16 protein-coding genes are annotated in these 17209 nt (G+C 69.8%); 3 read left to right on the plus strand and 13 right to left on the minus strand.

What is annotated here, in order from left to right; translation table 11 throughout:
• Positions 1-25: 25 nt before the first annotated feature.
• The 6 genes from VF092_18340 to VF092_18365 form a co-directional block, all read right to left on the minus strand.
• Positions 26-364 carry a hypothetical protein gene (locus VF092_18340; GenBank protein ID HEX6749263.1) on the minus strand — a complete coding sequence of 113 codons (339 nt, stop codon included), beginning with the start codon at positions 362-364 and terminating at the stop codon, positions 26-28.
• 177 nt (positions 365-541) lie between these two features.
• Positions 542-1783, minus strand: coding sequence for a hypothetical protein (locus VF092_18345; protein ID HEX6749264.1), 1242 nt, complete (start codon positions 1781-1783; stop codon positions 542-544).
• Complete coding sequence (locus VF092_18350; GenBank protein ID HEX6749265.1) at positions 1783-2463, minus strand: hypothetical protein; 681 nt, start codon at positions 2461-2463, stop codon at positions 1783-1785. Before VF092_18350 ends, VF092_18345 begins: the two co-directional genes overlap by 1 nt.
• A complete protein-coding gene (locus tag VF092_18355) occupies positions 2456-3313 on the minus strand; it encodes a serine hydrolase (GenBank protein HEX6749266.1) in 858 nt (285 codons plus the stop codon). The genes VF092_18350 and VF092_18355 overlap by 8 nt, the downstream gene beginning before the upstream one ends.
• A gap of 279 nt (positions 3314-3592) precedes the next feature.
• Complete coding sequence (locus tag VF092_18360; GenBank protein ID HEX6749267.1) at positions 3593-4729, minus strand: tetratricopeptide repeat protein; 1137 nt, start codon at positions 4727-4729, stop codon at positions 3593-3595.
• On the minus strand, positions 4726-5301 hold the full coding sequence (locus VF092_18365) for a hypothetical protein (GenBank protein ID HEX6749268.1): 576 nt from the start codon (positions 5299-5301) through the stop codon (positions 4726-4728). The genes VF092_18360 and VF092_18365 overlap by 4 nt, the downstream gene beginning before the upstream one ends.
• Before the next feature lie 298 nt (positions 5302-5599).
• Between VF092_18365 and VF092_18370 the strand changes: the two genes are divergently transcribed.
• Entirely contained in the window at positions 5600-6106 is a 507-nt protein-coding gene (locus VF092_18370) for a hypothetical protein (protein ID HEX6749269.1), read from the plus strand.
• Positions 6107-6157: 51 nt separating this feature from the next.
• Here VF092_18370 and VF092_18375 read toward each other — a convergent pair whose 3' ends face one another.
• From VF092_18375 to VF092_18385, 3 genes are all read right to left on the minus strand, one after another.
• Positions 6158-6484, minus strand: a complete 327-nt coding sequence (locus VF092_18375) for a helix-hairpin-helix domain-containing protein (GenBank protein ID HEX6749270.1) — start codon at positions 6482-6484, stop codon at positions 6158-6160.
• A 328-nt stretch (positions 6485-6812) separates the two neighbouring features.
• The gene (gene nhaA / locus VF092_18380; protein HEX6749271.1) at positions 6813-8201 is read right to left on the minus strand and encodes a Na+/H+ antiporter NhaA; all 1389 of its coding nucleotides are present in this window, start codon (positions 8199-8201) and stop codon (positions 6813-6815) included.
• A gap of 234 nt (positions 8202-8435) precedes the next feature.
• Positions 8436-8918 carry a nuclear transport factor 2 family protein gene (locus VF092_18385; GenBank protein ID HEX6749272.1) on the minus strand — a complete coding sequence of 161 codons (483 nt, stop codon included), beginning with the start codon at positions 8916-8918 and terminating at the stop codon, positions 8436-8438.
• Between the two features lie 381 nt (positions 8919-9299).
• Here VF092_18385 and VF092_18390 point away from each other — a divergent pair, with 381 nt between their 5' ends.
• On the plus strand, positions 9300-9695 hold the full coding sequence (locus tag VF092_18390; protein HEX6749273.1) for a hypothetical protein: 396 nt from the start codon (positions 9300-9302) through the stop codon (positions 9693-9695).
• A 349-nt stretch (positions 9696-10044) separates the two neighbouring features.
• On the opposite strand, the gene VF092_18395 is transcribed toward VF092_18390, so the two are convergent.
• The gene (locus tag VF092_18395) at positions 10045-11349 is read right to left on the minus strand and encodes a tyrosine-type recombinase/integrase (GenBank protein ID HEX6749274.1); all 1305 of its coding nucleotides are present in this window, start codon (positions 11347-11349) and stop codon (positions 10045-10047) included.
• A 1109-nt stretch (positions 11350-12458) separates the two neighbouring features.
• Between VF092_18395 and VF092_18400 the strand changes: the two genes are divergently transcribed.
• A complete protein-coding gene (locus VF092_18400) occupies positions 12459-12884 on the plus strand; it encodes a helix-turn-helix domain-containing protein (GenBank protein ID HEX6749275.1) in 426 nt (141 codons plus the stop codon).
• Positions 12885-13434: 550 nt separating this feature from the next.
• Here the strand turns inward: VF092_18400 and VF092_18405 are convergent.
• Genes VF092_18405 through VF092_18415 form a run of 3 tightly spaced genes read right to left on the minus strand, consistent with a single transcriptional unit; the run spans position 13435 to position 16830 of the window.
• Positions 13435-14499, minus strand: coding sequence for a hypothetical protein (locus VF092_18405; GenBank protein HEX6749276.1), 1065 nt, complete (start codon positions 14497-14499; stop codon positions 13435-13437).
• A 10-nt stretch (positions 14500-14509) separates the two neighbouring features.
• Complete coding sequence (locus VF092_18410) at positions 14510-16357, minus strand: relaxase/mobilization nuclease domain-containing protein (protein HEX6749277.1); 1848 nt, start codon at positions 16355-16357, stop codon at positions 14510-14512.
• Positions 16354-16830, minus strand: a complete 477-nt coding sequence (locus VF092_18415) for a hypothetical protein (GenBank protein ID HEX6749278.1) — start codon at positions 16828-16830, stop codon at positions 16354-16356. The genes VF092_18410 and VF092_18415 overlap by 4 nt, the downstream gene beginning before the upstream one ends.
• Positions 16831-17209 lie beyond the last annotated feature (379 nt).

Here is a 17209-nt window from a genome sequence, read left to right on the forward strand (position 1 = left end):
CCCGAAGACGTCTGGACTTGCCGCCTCAGACCGTGCAGCCGTCGGTGCAGACGTACGCGCCGCCGCAGACCGAGTCGCCGCCGGGCGCGCCGCAGGTGCCGTAGCAGGTAGCGCTGGGATAGACCGTCATCGGGCACTGCTGCGCGTACGAATAGCAGTCGTCGATGTAGGGATTGTTGGTGCACCCTTCGGTGTCTGCGCCGCCGCACCCGAACGCCTCCTCGGTGTGCTCGCCGCACAGCCCGAAGCAGATCGTCATCTCCGTGCCCGAGCGGGCGCGGACGGTGCCGAACCGCATCACCGCCTCCGCCGTCTCGAACGACTCCACCTGCAGTCGTTCCATCTCCAGCCGCAGCTTCTTCATGGCGTCCTCCCGCAATGTTGTGAGTGGATGATGCGCGTAAGTGCGCACCTGAGATCTAAAACAGGCGAATGATTTTCACCAGAGGGCGTAAAATGCGCTGTACAGGAGATGGAGAGCGGCGCGGCCCCGGCATGCGCTCCGGGGCCGCGGAAGCCTGCGGACCAGGTTCGGGCCTGGTCAGCCGCCGCGGCCGGCGGGCTGCTCCCAGTCGCGCAGGTGGTCGATCAGGTAGTCGATGCCGAACACGTGCATCGTGCTGTCGTCCTCGCGGCGGAAGACCACCTGCGACCACCCCTGCATCCCGGTGGGGACGTAGCGCATCCCGTGCATGCTCAGCATCTGGCCGCTGATGGCGCGGATCAGCACCTGCTCGTAGCGGCTGCGGGTGAGCTCGCGCTCGGGGAAGAGGTTGTCCCAGGTGCACAGCCGGCCCACGTCCTCGTACTCCGGCGGGCGGTCGTCCAGGTCGAGGAGCGACGGTGCCCGGCCGCGCATCACGCTGCCGATCAGCCGGAAGGTGAACGGGTCGCTGATGCGCCGGATCGGGTGCCAGAAGTGCCGCACGGTCAGCCCCGCGATCGCGCGCAGGGACAGCGTCCGCCCGTCCGTCGTCTCCCACATCGGACGGTCGACGTCGGCCTCGAAGGGGTTGCAGTCGAAGCAGGTGAGCTTCGCCAGCCATCCCTTGCGCGAGGTGTGCGGGATCGGCGCGTAGCCGCGGATCACGGGGATGTCGGTCGTCTCCAGCGCGTCCAGCTCGAAGCTGGGCCAGCTCATCACCTCGCGCACCACGCCCGTGATCAGCGTGGCCGTGGCGATCATCAGCGACGCGCTGGGGGTGAAGTCGGCGGTGATCTCGATCCGGTCGCCGCGCGGCCGCACCCCGATCCCCGTCGACCGGCGGTTGGCCGCGAGGAGCATGACGGGGACGGGGAGGATGTAGCTGAGGAGCAGCGCCAGCTTCTGCACCGTGCGGCTGCGTCCCCGGCGATGGCGCGGGAGCTCGAACGACACGTTGTAGTGCGTGCTGAAGCCGATCAGCCGCACCTCGCGCCCGGTGCGCCGCTCCCACTCGTCCAGCTCGCCGCGGACGTAGAGGATCGACTCCCACAGCGACCGCCCGGCGCGCGCGGCGCACCCCGGCGCGATCTCGATCACCGGCGTGGCCACCTCGATCACCCCCGTGTCGAAGTACACCGCGCCGCCGGTGGGCAGGTGGTACGAGGTTCCCTTGCGGTGCATCAGCGGCCCGCGCACGAAGGCGCGGGGGTCGCCGAACACGTCCTCGGGGCGCACCAGCTCGCCGTCCACCGCCACCTGGAACTCGGCCTCGAGCCCGATCGCCGCCAGCTTCAGATGTTCCTGGCGCGACCGGCCGCTCTTGGTGGCGTAGTCTTCCTTCTTCACCTTCTCGCTCATCAGGCCCCGGCTCCGGCGGTTTCCGTCTCGTCCTGCCGCGCTTCGTCGTCGGCTTCCGTCGGCTGCAGCTCGTCTTCTCTCCGGGCCCGCTCGCCCGGCACCCCGTGGGGCACCGTCACCGTCCATCCCAGGTCCAGGTGCAGGTGGTCGTCGGCCTGGGCCACCCCGCTCCCGTACGGGCGGATGTAGATTCCCGGCATCATCCGCCGTGCCACCTTCGCGTACTTCGCCACCGCCTTCTCGTCGTCGAGCCAGTCGTCGCCCACGCGGTAGAGGTTGGCCGCCGTACCCCAGCAGTGCGTGCTGGCGTGGGTCGACAGCCGGTGCCCGGGCGAGCGGTAGCCTCCGTTCGCGGCCACGTGGACGTACGTGCCCACCTCGCGGCGGAAGAGCTCCAGGAACGACGCCAGGAGGGTGACCGCGCAGGGGAGGAAGCGGGGCCACCCGCTCCGCAGCCGCTCGGTCTCGCGCACGTCCACGTTCAGGAACTCCCACACCTCGAAGTTGGGCGACAGCTTCGCTTCCAGCGCCACGTCCCAGGTGGGCACGCGGTAGAAGAAGCGCGGCAGCCGCCGCAGCCGCCCGTCGCGCCCGCGCATCAGCTCGCCGGGGCGCAGGATGCGCCGCAGCTCGTCGCCCAGCCGCGCGCCGTCCACCACCTGCAGGGGCGTGTCAGCCATCCGCGCCGCCCCCGGCCATCAGGTGCTCGTAGACCGCGCGCGAGATGCGGGCGATGGTGTCGCTCCGCCCCGAGGCGCCGGGCTCCCACTGCGTGAGCACGGCCAGGCAGTAGGGTTTCCGCCCGGGGAGGTAGACGATGGCCGCGTCGTGCGCCACGGTGCTGATCTCGCCCGTCTTGTTGGCCACGCGCGCGCCCTCGGGCACGCCGGCGGGGATGCCGCTGCGGAACTCCTGGTCGTGCAGGGTCTCCAGCATCCGCGCCGACAGCTCCACGCTGAACGCCGTCCCCTCCTCGATGGGGCGGAGGACGGAGATCAGCCCCCTGGCCGTCACCCGGTTGTTCAGCCCTTCCTCCCACGCGCGCTCGTCCTCCACACCGCGTTTCAGCTCCACCCCCGTCACTCCCAGCTCCTTCACCGACTCGCGGATCTCGTCGATCCCCACCAGGTCCACCAGCAGGTTGGTCGCCAGGTTGCTGCTGGTGACGATCATGTGGTACGCCAGCTCGTCCACCTTCATCGTCCGCCCGAGCTGGCGGTGCACCTCGCTGTTGGCGTCGCGGCCGCTCTCCACGCGGAACGGCTGGCCGCCGGCCGCGCTGTAGAAGCGGTTGCGCACGTGCACGCGGCTCTCCAGCACCAGGTGCCCGCGGTGCGCGGCGCCGAACACGCCCAGCAGGATGGGCACCTTGATGGTGCTCGCGGCGTGGAACCAGTCGTCGCCGTGCAGGTCCCACTCCGCGCGCGTCTCATAGTCGTACCAGGCCACGCCCACGCGCTGCGCGCCCGCCTCGTCCGCGATCCGCCGCACCGTCTCGTGGAGCGCGCCCTTCGTTGCCGTTGCCGTCATGCCGTGGGTGGGGTGATCAGCGTCCCGGGCGCACGCCTCCTCTCGGCTTCGCTCGGGGGAAACGCGCGGCATTGCAGGATGAGGGCCAGCGAGGGAACCGCTGGAGATCGCGGCCGAGAAGGGGCAACGGCGTGCAAGACCGGACCCATCCCCAATCCATGAAGAGCTTTAGCTCACGCAGAGGCCGCAGAGGCCGCAGAGAACTGCCTTCCGTTCTCTGCGACCTCTGCGCCCTCTGCGTGAGCCTGTTCTGTTGTTTGAGATTCGAGGGACGAGCGGTCAGCCGTCCAGCCCCGCCAGCGTCTTGCGCAGTGAGCGGGTGCGGGGATCGTCGGGGCCGGCCGTCTCGGCGAACCAGGCGGCGGCGCGCTCCAGGTAGCCGCGCGCCGCGTCGGGCTCGCCTACCGCGGCCAGGAGCTCGCCCAGCTTGGTCAGGTCGCGGGCGACGCTGTTGTGCCCGGGGCCGTACGCGCGCTCGTCGATCTCCAGCGCGTGGCGGTAGGCGTCGCGCGCGCCCAGGACGTCGCCCGCCTTCAGGCACAGGTCGCCGATGTTGCTCACGATCGTGGCGACGAAGGGATGGCCGCCGCCGAACACCGCCTCCGCGCGCTCCAGGGCGCGCGCGAACCAGCCGCGCGCCGCCTCCGTTTCGCCGGCGCGCATCAGCAGCAGCGCCGCGTTGTTCACGTGGGTGATGACGGTGCGGTCCAGCGGCCCGTGCTCGGCTTCCAGGATCTCCGCCGCGCGCACGCCGTTGCGCGCCATCTCCGCCCATTCCCCCAGCCCCAGCAGCGCGCCGTTGAGGTAGGTCAGGTCCCACGCCACGCGCACGTCGTGCTCGCCGTGGGCGCGGGCGCGCAGCTCGGCGGCCTGCACCAGCAGCGCGCGCGCCCCGGCGGGGTCCTCCCGCACCTCCAGCGCGTACCGTCCGGCCAGGTGCAGCACCTGCGCGGCCGGCGCCAGCCCCGCGCCCGCCTCGCCCGCGTGCCGCGCGACGGCGGCGGCGTGGGGATACAGCCGCGCGCCGCGGTCGCGGTCCTCCGGGCGCACGGGGTCGCCGGGGAAGGCGCGCTCCATCACCGCCGCCGCGGCGGCCGTCCACGCCCGGCGCGCGTCGCCGTCCAGCCGCTCGAGCGCGGCCGCGGCCACGGCGGGGTTCAGCACCAGCTCGCCGCCCGCCACGCCGCCGGCGCCCGCGTCCAGCAGCGCGTCGAACAGCCGCTCGCGCGCCGCGTCGTCGGCCAGCGCATCGGCCAGCGAGGGCGGCAGCGCGTCTCCACCTGCCTGCAGCGCGGCGACGGGGACGGGGTGCGCGGGATCGAAGAAGGAGCAGAGCGAGAGGAGCGCGGCGGCGTCGGGGCCGGACTCCGCCACGCGATCGAGCGCGGGATGGGGATCGGAATCGTGCGCGCTCATCGGGCGGCCGCGCGCGCGGGCGGCGACGACGATTCGGCGACGCGGCGGATGGACTTCAGCATCTCCAGCCGGATCAGCCCGCTGAACGGGGCGATCACCCGCCAGTAGCGCCGGAACTTGCGGCGGCTGGCGTCGTCGGTGCAGCGCACGCGCGTCTCCGTGGCCACGCGCACGCCGTCGCCGTCGTCCTCGAGCGTGAAGTTCCACGTCCCGATGGCGAAGCCCGGGCGGTCGAAGACGCGCAGCTCCTCGGGCGTAACCCGCTCGATCCCCCCGCCCGAGGTCCAGAACCGGCCGACCACGCCCAGCAGCAGCTCCTCGCCCGGCCGCTCGCCGAGGACGAGGAACCCCGCGCGCAGGATCCCGCCGCTCCGCCGCTCCAGCACCTTGCGCCGCCCGGCGCGGGTGAGCATGGCGGGCAGGTAGCGCATGGCCATCAGCGTACGCGTCACCGGCGCCCGCGAGAAATCCAGCGCCCGCACCGCCGCCCACACGCGATCGTGCGGCGCGCGCACCCGCGTCTCGTGCACCTCGTGCACGTCCCACTCCGGCATCCACTCGTCGATCAGCATCGTGGCGACAGAGCCAAATCAGTTAGCAGATCAGGATCGCCCCTTGAGCCAATGTGCCTGAGGACGAGACACGGGGCAACGCCAGTTGTTCCGCTCGACGCCCTGAGTGGAGAAGACACCGTGCCGAAATGTCCAGCAGAGTCAGAATCGGCCGTAATGACACGTTCTCGGATCGGAAACGTCTGAAGTAAAAGTGAGCCCGTCACCCTGGGCCGAACGAGTTCGACACGAGCGGGCATTACATCGACCCGCCGTATCACCTCCTCGATTCCGGTCCGAACCAATGCTTACGGTAGCCATGGGAATCCGTGCGCGGCTCTGCGCGCTCGCCATTGGCGTTGCGACGATCGCCGGCGCGAACGCCGCCGGCGCGCAGCGGAAGGAGATCGCGTACCTGAACGCCGTCATGCAATTCCGAGCGTTCGTGGTGCGCGACACCACCCGGTTCGACGCCTGCAGCGTCTACAACGCTGTGGGCCGTCCCGCCGACTTTCCCGCGGGCTTCGACCGGAGCGTCCTCCCGCTGCTGGACCGCACCGTAAATCCGTGCGGCGCCGACTCCACGCGCGTGGCCGTACGCTGGCCGCCACGGTTCGTCCGCGTCGAGCGCGTGGTGGTCGCCCCGGAAGCGAACGGGCCTCACGTCGTCCTCGCGGTGCGGAAGTACGAGTACTCCTATCGAGAGGCCTTCCGCGTCAACCCGGTGGGCACCAGGGCCAACGTCAGCGAGGTGAGGACGTACGGGATCCTCCAATCGCTCCCCATCCCACCGAACAGGCGAGTTCCGAACCTCTCGCCGGAGTAGACCGCGAAAGGCACCGCCGGCACGGGCGATCCTGCCGTTGCCCGTGCCGGCCTACGACACCTTTCGCCGCTGCCGGGACGGCCTGCGGTACGGCCGCCGCCCCGGCTGCGCGTCCTTCCAGTTCCACCAGAGCAGCTTCTCCGGCTCGGGGTCGTCCTCGCCGGCGAAGTAGACGGCGCAGCGCAGCACGTACAGCATGCACCGGTCGACGTGCGCGCCTCGCAGCTCGCACAGGCGATCGTACAGCGCCTGCGGATCGCCGCCGCGCAGGTCGTCCACGCGCCGCAGCCCCAGGTCCCACAGGTCCTCGGCGATGGACTTCCCCACCCCCGGAATGCGGCGGAACTCTCTCAGCACCTCGGGCTTTTCCATCTTCATCATTTCCTTACCAACGTTTCGGCGGATTCACGCGTCTTATGAGTGCGCGGGGGGGTGAAACCCCGGTCCGTGGAGCGCCGTAGGGCGGTTCGGGAGGTGATGGGACCCGTCTCATCCTTTCCTAATCGGATCAGCGCAACAAGTCAGGCGGATGGTCGGTACAGGCTACGTGAGACCGGCGCCGTTCGAGAATGCCGACGCGACCCCCACCTACGCTTCTGCGTCCTCCGGGTGGGCACGGCTGAGACGGTGAAGGGCTCCGGAGCAGGTGAGACCGCATGGGCGAGAGGCCCGTCCGACACGCACGTCGGGCGGGCCTCGTCCTTTGTCACGCCGCGGCCTGAACCGGCTCCTCGTCGGGCACCTCGGGCAGGTCGCACGGCTTCTCCCTCCGCAGCAGCAGCGCGCCGGCCGCCGCGGCCAGGATCGACGCGGTGAAGATCCCCACCTTGGCGTCCGTCACCAGCGCCCCGTCGGAAAACGCCAGGCCGGTGATGAACAGCGACATGGTGAACCCGATCCCCCCCAGCCAGCTCACCCCGTGCAGCGCGCGCCACCCGCACCCGGTGGGAAGCGCCGCCAGCCTCAGCCGGGTGGCCAGCCAGGCGAAGAGCGTGATCCCCAGCGGCTTGCCGACCAGCAGCCCGAGGAGGACGCCCAGCGTGACCGGGCTGCCGAACGCCTGCGCCAGCTCGCCCTTCAGCTCCACCCCCGCGTTGGCGAAGGCGAAGACGGGGATGACCAGGAACGCCACCCACGGCTGCAGCCCGTGCTCGATCCACTGCAGCGGGGCCTGTGCCGCCTCGGCCGTCTTCTCCAGCTCCACGATGGCCGCCTGCTGCCCGCGGTTGGTCAGGATGTCCGGGCCCTCGGGCCCCGCGTCGTCGAACGCGTCCAGGATGCGCCGCCCGCGGTCCAGGAACTCGCCGGTGTCGATGCGCGTGCGCGCGGGAATGGTCATGGCCACCAGCACGCCGGCCACCGTGGCGTGCACGCCCGACCTCAGGAAGCAGAGCCAGACGCCGAAGCCCAGGACGATGTAGATGTAGGGCCGGCGCGCGCCCAGGCGGTTGAAGACGACGAGGGCCACGAGCAGGCCGAAGCCCGCCAGCAGCATCTGCATGTCGATGACCGCCGTGTAGAACAGCGCGATCACCAGCACGGCGCCGATGTCGTCGGCGATGGCCAGGGCGGCCAGGAAGACCTTGAGCGGCGCGGGCGCCCGGTTCCCCATCAGCGCCAGCACGCCCAGGGCGAAGGCGATGTCGGTCGCCATGGGGATCCCCCACCCCGCCGCGCCGCGCCCGCCCAGGTTCAGCGCGGCGAAGATCAGCGCCGGCACCAGCATCCCCCCCGCCGCGCCGGCGATGGGGAGCGCGGCCCGGCGCATGGTGGCCAGCTCGCCCACAAGCACCTCGCGCTTGATCTCCAGCCCGACCACGAAGAAGAACACGGCCATCAGGCCGTCGTTGATCCAGTGGTGCAGCGAATAGTCAAGCGCCGCCCCGCCCACGCGCAGCGTCAGGTGCGTCTCCCACAGCGCGTGGTAGGCGCCCGCAAGGCTGGTGTTGGCGGCCACCAGCGCGGCCAGCGTCGACAGGATCAGCACCACCCCGCCCGCCGACTCGGTGCGCGCGAAGCGCCCGAACGGCGAGAGGAAGCGCTCGATCGGCGTGGGCGGCGGCGGCGGCAGGATCCGCAGGTCGTGCGCGGTCATGGAGCGAACATAACCGAATCCTGAACACCACGCGAATTGTGAGTAGATGCTGATCCTGACGCCATTCTGCCCACCTTCCGCGAGCGATGATCCGGACACTGGATGGGGGTTCACAAAAATGGCTCACGCAGGGTTAGCAGAGTCAGCAGTCGAACAAGCTGCTGACTCTGCTGACTCTGCGTGAGCCCTGTTCCGATCAGGTAATGAGCAACCCTTGGCGGCCGGCGCCGATCTTCACGACGAGTGGTCGTGGATGATGCGCCAGCCCTGCGGCGTGCGCACCATCGTCAGGGAGAAGATGCCGGTGCGCGTCTCCTGGCCGGTGTTCTTGTCCGTCACCACCCAGTGGCCGACGGCCAGCGCGTAGTCGCGCCCCAGCGGCCGCACGTCGATGCGGTTGTAGGCCAGGTTCAGCGTGGGCGTGCCGCCGCGCCACCAGCTGCTCAGGTAGGTCTCGCGGATGGCGGGGACGCCGTGCACCACGTCGCGACCCACGAAGGTGGTCTGGTCGGAGTTCAGGTAGGGGAGGAGGAAGCCGTCCAGGTCGCCGCGGTTCCACGCCTGCGCCGAGGCCTGCAGCACCTGCTCGATCTCAGCCGCGGGTGAGCCGACGACGGACGGCGCGGGCGCGGACGACGTTCGCGCGGTGGCGCATCCGGCCGCGGCGGCCGTGGCCAGGATGGCAAGCGCGCGGCGCGCCGGAACAGAACGGTGCATCGGTCGGGCTCCAGGGGTGCGGGGTGGACGCGGGTCGGGGTGCGCGGCTGCAAGATAGCCGCGCGGAACGGCTTGCACAGCGGCCGAATTCCCCCTGAATTATGGCGCGTTCGCACGTTCATCCACTTCGTACATCTGTACACTCTCTGTCCATGTTCTTATGCTAACCTGTTGCAAGCGAACGCATCACGCCACCGGTAGTACAGGTTTCGGCATCCTGCCGGTGCGTGTACGTCGTAAAACTGTGCAACCCCCTTCTGGCTCCTTCTTGCGGCGGACAGATCCGGCTACTAATCTTTTGAAGTGTAATTTCACCTCTAGTAAACACAGTGTATGAGCGACTCCACGCTCAGGGTTCCCCTCACACGAAAGGAGGAGCCGGTGCCTGAGCGCGCTCCCGATCCGTCCATCGACCGTATCCGCGAGCACGCACGCCGGATGGTGGCCAAGACCTCGCTGCGCAAGGTGGCCAAGGCCGCCGGCGTGAAGGTGGGCGCCACCAAGAAGTTCGTCGACGGATCCGTGCCGTACGAGCGCAACGCGCGGCTGTGGAAGAAGTGGTACGTGCGAGAGCTTCGCGAGGGCGTGGCCGAGGCGCCGGACACGGCGCTGCCCACCGCCGACGCGCAGGCGCTGCTGGACCTGCTGCTGTGGTCGGTGCCGCAGGAGCAGCGCGGCGACGCACGCCAGGACGTGGTGCAGATGTTCGTGCGCGCCCACCAGGTCCGCCAGCTCACGCCGCCGGCGTGGGCGCTCGAGCTCTCCGGCGGAAAGTAGCCAACGGGCCGCATTCTCTGACGGACGCCGCCGCATCGGGATGATGCGGCGGCGTCCGTCGTGCTTCGGGCGGTTCTCGTCGTCGTGTGGGGAGGGGGCGAATGAATTCGCTGCAACGACCACACGAAGTCCGCCTGCGCGGACTACCACGGTCGGCTCCGACGCGGCGGCGGTGCGCGCGGCGGGCGGTGGTCCTTTCCATGCGCTGACGTTCGGCACGGTCGCTGTAGAGGAGCCCAACAGCCTCGCGCGGTTTGCGAGGGATTACGCGCGTCCCGCGTAAGTGGCCGCTTTGCAAGCACTTAGCGTTCTGCCCAGTGCCTGCTGTCAGTTCTAGCTGTCGGTTCGCTCAGGCCGCCTTTTTCAGGCCGTCGCGGCGGCGGGTCGAGCGGGTCTTGGGCGCCTCGGCGGTGTCGCTCTCCAGCAGCGCAACCGCGTTGTGTAGCGTGGGAAGGTCAACGAAGTCGTACACCCGCCGCATCGTCTCCCACGTGGTTCCCGCAAGTTCCTCCTGCACGGCGGGGTCCAACGCCCGGAACCTCGGGTCGCGGATGCCCGCCCGCTTCTCGCCGTGGTAGCCAAGGCGCGGAATGTCGATCCCTTCTGCCTTCTTGGTCGCCCGCATGTAGTGCTCAAGTTTGCACTTGGAAACGGGCCTTGACGGGTCACCCGGTTCCGGCAGCAGCCAAGGCGAGTCCTCTAGCCCGTCCTCGCGACGGTGCGCCAGAGCGCGCCGGATCGCTTCTACGGCCTTCGTGGTGAGAGGGGTTACCCTCGTCTTGCCCACCTTGTCAAACTCGCCCTGCCAGCGCACCACGCGCGCGGACAGGTCGATGTCCTCTAGCGCGAGCTGACGCACGCTGTTGCGGCGGCGGCGCGTCTCCCGGCACAACTCCATCGCAACCGCCATGCGCCAGTTGCGCGCGTTCTCCGCAAGCCGCTTGTGCAGCTCCGGTGTCATCTCCTGCCGCACCGGCGTATCGCTCGGGGGATCGGGGAATCCCTCCCAAGGATTGCGGATCAGGAGCACGTTACCGTCGTCGCGCTCCAGCTTGGCCCACTTGAACACGGCCCGCAAGAACCGAACGTCGTTCTTGACCGTCTGCCCCTTGGCCTTGGCAAAACCGGGAATCGTGCCTTCCATCCGCGCCCGCACAAACTCGTTGTAGCGGACGCGTCCCATCTCCGTCCTGGGCCGCCCGTCCGGCCCGATGCGCTCAACAACCGCATCGCGTCCGAAGTAGGCGAGGAACATGCGCCGGTCCGCGTCGTTCTGCCTCTGCGTGTCGGCCTTCTTGTTGGGGACAACCTCCTTGAAGTACAGATCCAGCAGATACCCAAGGGTGACCGGCCCCGACTGCTTCGGCCCCGACTCGGCGCCATTGCGAATGTCGCCAAACCGCAACGCAATTTCCTCCGCCTTCTTGATCGCCTCGGCGCGCGTGGTGACTCCAGCGGCGGCGAGGCTGATACGCTGGCGCTTCTTGGCCTGCGTCCCCGTACGCGGATCAATCACCGGACCCGTATTGTCAAACAGCGGTTCATGCCATTCAAGCATGAGGGGACCGCCCTTGCCGTCCTCGTAGGCGCGTACGCGGTTCTTGCCCTTCTTGCCCGCGTTGTAGCTCCACGCCTTCTGCTTAGTCTGCGCCATCGTTCGTCCTCCGGATTGAGCGATGGCGCGCGCAACCCGCATTCTTAATATAGTGAACTATTGCAATACACGCAAGGGTTTTCTTTGCAACAAACACGAGCTGATTGCAGGAAGAGCCTAGTTTTTTTGCGTGCTGAGGGATTGGCTTGTGGTGCAACAACGTATCAATGTGATGCAATGTTGTGTAATAACCGCTCGCCGCGCCGCGTCCAGCCACCCACGTACGGCCACTGCCGCCGCTATCCGCTTGACCTACGCGCCGGGCGTCGCCGTAGCGCACCGCAGGTCGTCGCCGCCACCGCACCCCCACGATGACGAAACGTGGGGGTGTGGGGGGCGCTGCCCCCCACAAAAACGGCGCCGCAGGCGACCGCCCCACCGACCCGAAGGCATGAGGGCGGTGATCGACCGCGTGAGGGATTCGCGCCCGGAGGGCCGGGACGGCGCCGCCACGGCGGTTTGTGGCGGTGCTGGCCCGGCGCGGTCGGCAACGGTTGTTTCGTTGCCTACCGCGCGCGAAGCCCGGCCCCCGCGCAGCGGGGGACACGCCCAAGGTAGCTGTTACGGAAGATTGGGTGACCGCGTTCATTGGAGTACCGTGGCAGGATCGTGCGTCGCCGGGTACTCCGATCCTACGTCACTTCGCGGTCGTGCGTTCGCCGTCGAGTCCGTTTGGGGAGAATGCTAATCAGCTCGAAATCATCCCCTAAGCCTCATCTTACCACTCTCGGTGAAGAACGTGACGGGTCGTCATTACGGAGCGTTCCCCAGACACGAGAACTTGTGTAAATTCATGTAGACGGACCGCTGAGCAGGGCGGGAACAGACCTTTCGCGGCTGACCGCCAAAATCGCGGGAGAAAGTTGTACCGGACTTCTCTAACAATAGTCACCCCCCTCCGTCCCCATAGATCCCTCCCCCGGGTTCGTGAGTAAGACCAAAGCATAGGCAGACTCATACGTGATCCATGCGATAACGCTCACGCTCAAGGTATAGCAGCTCGCCCCGGGGCCGAACCCTTGACGGAGGGTTGCACGGCGGGTATCGTTTTCCGCAGAAACAGCGGCGCCGCACCACTTTCGGAATCTCGCGGAACCCCCGTCAGAAGCATGGCTGAGACGACGAAGGACAAGGCAGGGACGACTAACCGCGCGCTGGTCGCCCGGTGGGGTGGTAAGGAGGAAATCCTTGCCGAGGGATGGGTAGGCGTGCCGATCTCCTTTTTGAAATATTTCGGTTCTCTGAATCTCACGCCCACGGAGGCGATTTTCATCATCGAACTTATGGGTTACAAGCGGGATGAGCGGGCGCCATTTCCCGGGTACAAGGCACTCGCCAAACGGATGGGAGTGTCGCCGGACTACGCGCGCAAACTCGCCCGTGGCCTTGAAGCGAAGGAATATATCCGGAGGCAAGTCCGGGTGGGGACGACAAACCGGTTTGATCTAAGCCCCCTGTTTGAGCGACTGGCAGCGCGCGCCAAGCAGGAGGCAGAAGCACGCGCGGAACGAGCATCGCGCGCTGGCAAGGCATAGACGACGAAACAAACGCCGAGAGGACCGCAGCCTCAGCGCCCTGGAAAGCGGTCGGCCACGATCCTCTCGTCTTCCGCCCCCTCTCGGGGTCGGCGTGCGGCCCAACGGAGCCGGACCGCACGTTTGAGCCTTCAAGCCCCCGGCAAGGGGCGTCGGCTCCCGTCAACGGGATGTCTTTATGAGACACCGTGGGACCCGCCGCACGGACGGCGGATGCTGCGGACCGAAGGTCCGCAAGCGGCACCGCCGCTTCTGGCCGTGGATTCGGTCACAGTAGCGGTCCGCCACAGAGGGGGTGCGTCGGGAAACCGGCGCACCCCTGCTTACTCTTACTTGCTACCTGCGTTCCCGGCTTAGAGAGCTGAGGATCAGTTCCTACACCTAACAAGATGCCCGACAGGGGTTGCGTTGTCAACCCGCGATGAGGAGAAATCCCTTGCGCGGCAAGGATTTTGGTAGGTGCGCGCCTACAGAACAGCGGGTTTACATGTCAACCCTTCTCCCTCGCGAAGCGTGTTTCTGACGCCGTGCTCCACGGCAAGGTCCGGTGTTAGCGGCCATGTGTTTGTGCGAGTTCCCGCAGCCTGCGCCGCCGCTCCTCGTCGTGCTCGGGATCGTGCGGGGATGAGCGCGGCTGTTCCTGTAGCGCCTGCTTGATCGCGGTATCGGCCAAGCTGGCGAGCGCGGGCGGGAGCATGGCGTGCAGCGCGTGACGGATGCGGCGCCGCTCGCGCTCGTTGTGGACGCTGCGCCACTGCATCCCGGCGAGCATCCGCGCCGCCGCCGCAACCTCCTCTGCCCCGGTGCGCGGCGGCTTCGCCGCGAGCAGTGCCGCATGTCGCGCGGTTGCCTCCCGCACCCTCGCCTCCGCCTCACGGCAGGTCCAACGCCGCGCGTGTGCACGGGCGGCGGTCCCCACCGCCTGCGCCAAGTCTCGGGCGCACGCTCGCGCGCCGGTCGTGTCCTCCTCGATGATGATGCCGAGCGCGCGCTTGCGCTCCACGAACACGAGCGCGCCGAAGTGCTCGGGCACTTCACGCACGACGCGCTGCGCCTCCTCCAAGCCGTAATCGCGCGCGTAGCACCAGATCGCGAGCGCCGCCGCGCGGGGCTGCTGGTACACGTCCGCCGCGTTGTCCAGGACGCCCGCCGCTGCCGCGCGCCAGTGCTTCCGATCCTCGCGCGCGAAGGTCACGCGGGACTTGGCATCGGCCAATGCGGTAAATGCGTCGTACGCGACGCTTTCGTGTGCGTGTGCCGCGTGTGCCGCGCGGATCGCGGCGACCGCCTCCCGTAGCGTCTGCCGTGGACGGCTGGCGCGCAGCGCCCCGAACACGGCGACGGCATCCACCACGGCGCGGAGCTGGCCGGGGTCGAGCGGTTCGCGCGGGGCGCCGTAGCGTTCCGGCTGGACGAGGATCGCACCCACCGTGGCGTCCGGGTCGCGGTCGGCCGCGGCGCGGAGCGCGCGGCGGGCCGCGTGGGGATCGGCGTACACGCCTGCCAGTGCGCGGCGGAAGGTGCGTGCTCCGGCGGCGTACGCCAGCGCGGCCGGGGATGGCTTTCGGGGCTGGGGCGGCGCGGCGGCGCCCGGCCCGGTGTCGGTCTGCTGCATCGGTGGATTCCTAGCGGGAGTGGCCGCGTTCGCGCTCGCGGTCGCGGCCCAGCGCCATGTCGCGGGCGAGCTCGCCGGCCTTCTTGACGAGCGCGCCGGCGGAAGTGGGAAGCATGGGGGCAACCTGCTGGACGAGCATGAGCGCGGCCTTGGCCGCGCCTGCGGCGAACTGGCGCGCTGCCGCCTCGGCCATCAGCTCGGCGGCCTGCCGCACGCGGGCGGCAACGTCCACCGTGCGCGCGGCCTGCGTGAACGCCTGCCGCGCGGCGTCCGCCGCCGCGCGGGTCTGGCGCACGGCACCCGCCGCCTCGGCTACCTGACCGGCGCGCGGCCGGGCCTCCACCCGCCGCGCCAGGTCGCGCACCGCTGCGGACAGCTCGGGCGCGCGTGCCTGCGCGGCGCTGTGGTCCAGCTCGCGCACCAGCCCGAACACGCGCGACCGCTCCACGCCGCGCATCTCGCCGAAGCGCTCCGGCTGGTCGTGGACCGCGCGGGCGGCGGCGGCGTGGCCGTGGGACGCGGCGTAGCGGTGCAGCTCGCGCAGCGCACGCCCCGGATCGGCGTACACGTCGCCCGCCAGCTCGCGCACGCGGGCGAAGTCATGCACGGCGGCGGCGCGTCGGTCGCGGAGCGCGTCGAGGGTGGACACGGCGCGCCGCGCCGCCTCGTCCGCGCGGCTCGCGCTGGCCTCGAGCGCATGGACGCGGGCGGGCTCGCGCAGCAGCGCGGCCGCCTCCTTGGCTGCGGTGCGGTTGCGGGCGGTGCGCTGGACGGCGTAGTCGTAGGCGTTGCCCGCCGCTCGGGCGGACTGCTCGGGGGCGGGCGCGGTGCGGAGCGCGCCGTATCGCGCGGGCCCCCAGCGGAGCGCCGCCGCAGCCTCGGCGGCGCCCCGGCTGTCCACCGCCCGCAGGAACGCGCGCCGCGCGTCGTGGGGGTGCGTGTAGATCGCCCGGAGATCGCGGTCCAGCTGCCGGGCGGCGGCGTGGTAACGCTCTCGCGGCGTGGTGGGCGTGCGCGGCAGCTCGGCCGCGCGCGGGGCGGGTTCGGCGCGGGCTGCGCGTGCGTCCAGTACGCGCGCCGCCGCGTCCTGACGCGCGCGGTAATCGCTGTACGGTCCTAGCCTCTGCTCCAGCCGGTAGCGGGATGCCTGCGGGTGGACGTCGGACGCCTTCACCTCCTGCCGCCCGTCCGTCACCACCATCCCGCGCCCCTTCATCCGGAGCGCAAGGCCGTGCTCCGCAAGGCCGCGCTCAACTTCCGCCCACGACCGCACGCGCTCCAAGTGCGGCCCCGCCTGTGCCCGCACGCGCTCCGCGAACGCGGCGTCCCCACGCGCCGCCCGTGCGGCGGGCGCGCGCTCCTGCCCCATCTCGGGCACGCGGGCGAGCCTCCCCGGCACCTCGCGCAAGCCCATCTCCACTTCAAGGCGGCGCAAGCTCGCCTCAACGCGCTTCTTGCTGAAGCTGTCCGCCCACGCGCGCCCCGTCTCCGGGTGTACGCGGTTTACGGCGAGATGGACGTGGGGATGCGCGGTGTCGCGGTGGGCGACGATGAGCGCCTGACGGTCCGCCAGCCCAAGGTCGCGGAGGACTTCGTCGGCCACGCGGCGCATCGCGGCGCGGTCTACCTCGTCGGCGGGGTCGAAGCTGATCGACAGGTGAAAGACGGGCTTTTGCGTCTGCACCGACTCCCGGGCGGTGGCGGCCATCAGCCGCGCGGCCACGTCGGGGCGCTCGGTCGGCAGGTTCCGGGTTTCGATCCAGTCCACCCGCTCCGGGTGGGCGCGATCCTTCCCGGTTTCCAGGTAGCTCGCCAGCCCCTTGAAGCTGGTCCCCAGCTTGTTGACGTTGCCGATCACGCGGCCACCTCCCCGCGCACGGCGGCGTCCACCTGCGCCAGCACCTCCAGCAGCTCGTCCGCCGGGGGAAGCTCCTCGGCCCCGTTGGCGCGGTGGGCCAGCGCGTTCAGCGCGGCCCCCGCGTCGATCAGCGCGGCCAGACCCTCGGCCGCGCCTGCGCCCGCCACGGCGGGCGCGGCGGCAATCGCGTCCTCCACCGCACCGGCCGCGTCGGCGAGGAGCCCGGCGGCGGCCTCGTCGCCGTCCAGCTCGGCCACGCGGCCGAGCTGCCGCAGATTGTTCAACACCCGGCCGAGCTGCCGCACGCGCTCGTCCGCCCCGCGCGAACGGCGCGTTGCGGGCGGGTGGCCCAGCGCCGCCTCGCGCACGTAGCGCAGCGGCGGAACGCCGCGCGCCCGCGCCTCGGCCTCGACCTGGCGCCACTCGTCGGGCGTCCAGCGGGTCGGCTTGCGGATGGTCCGGCGCGGGGGCATGGGTGGTCCTGCCGTTCCTTTGAGCGCAGCGAAAAGGCGAGCCGTGCAGAGGGGCCAGCGAGCGCAGCGAGCGAATAGGCCCCTCTGCACACTGCTCGCTCTCGGTCTATCGCCACATACCGGGACAAGTTCGATAGGGTTCTATGATGCGTGACAAAATGCTCCACGCTAATCGCAGAAAAACATCCGATTAACCCGGAGCTAATCGGACGCTGGCCCGGTCGCATCACAAGCCTAGCCCCGCCGCAGATAGCCCGCGTGAACCCGGCAACTCGCCAAGCCGACAGGCTTCCCCCACATCACCCGCTTTGGAGACGGTGAACGCAAAGAGGGCGGCTGGGCGCCATTCGGCGCTAGCCGCCCCGTTGTTATCCCGCGC

The organism is Longimicrobium sp. (assembly GCA_036377595.1).
Taxonomy (GTDB): domain Bacteria; phylum Gemmatimonadota; class Gemmatimonadetes; order Longimicrobiales; family Longimicrobiaceae; genus Longimicrobium.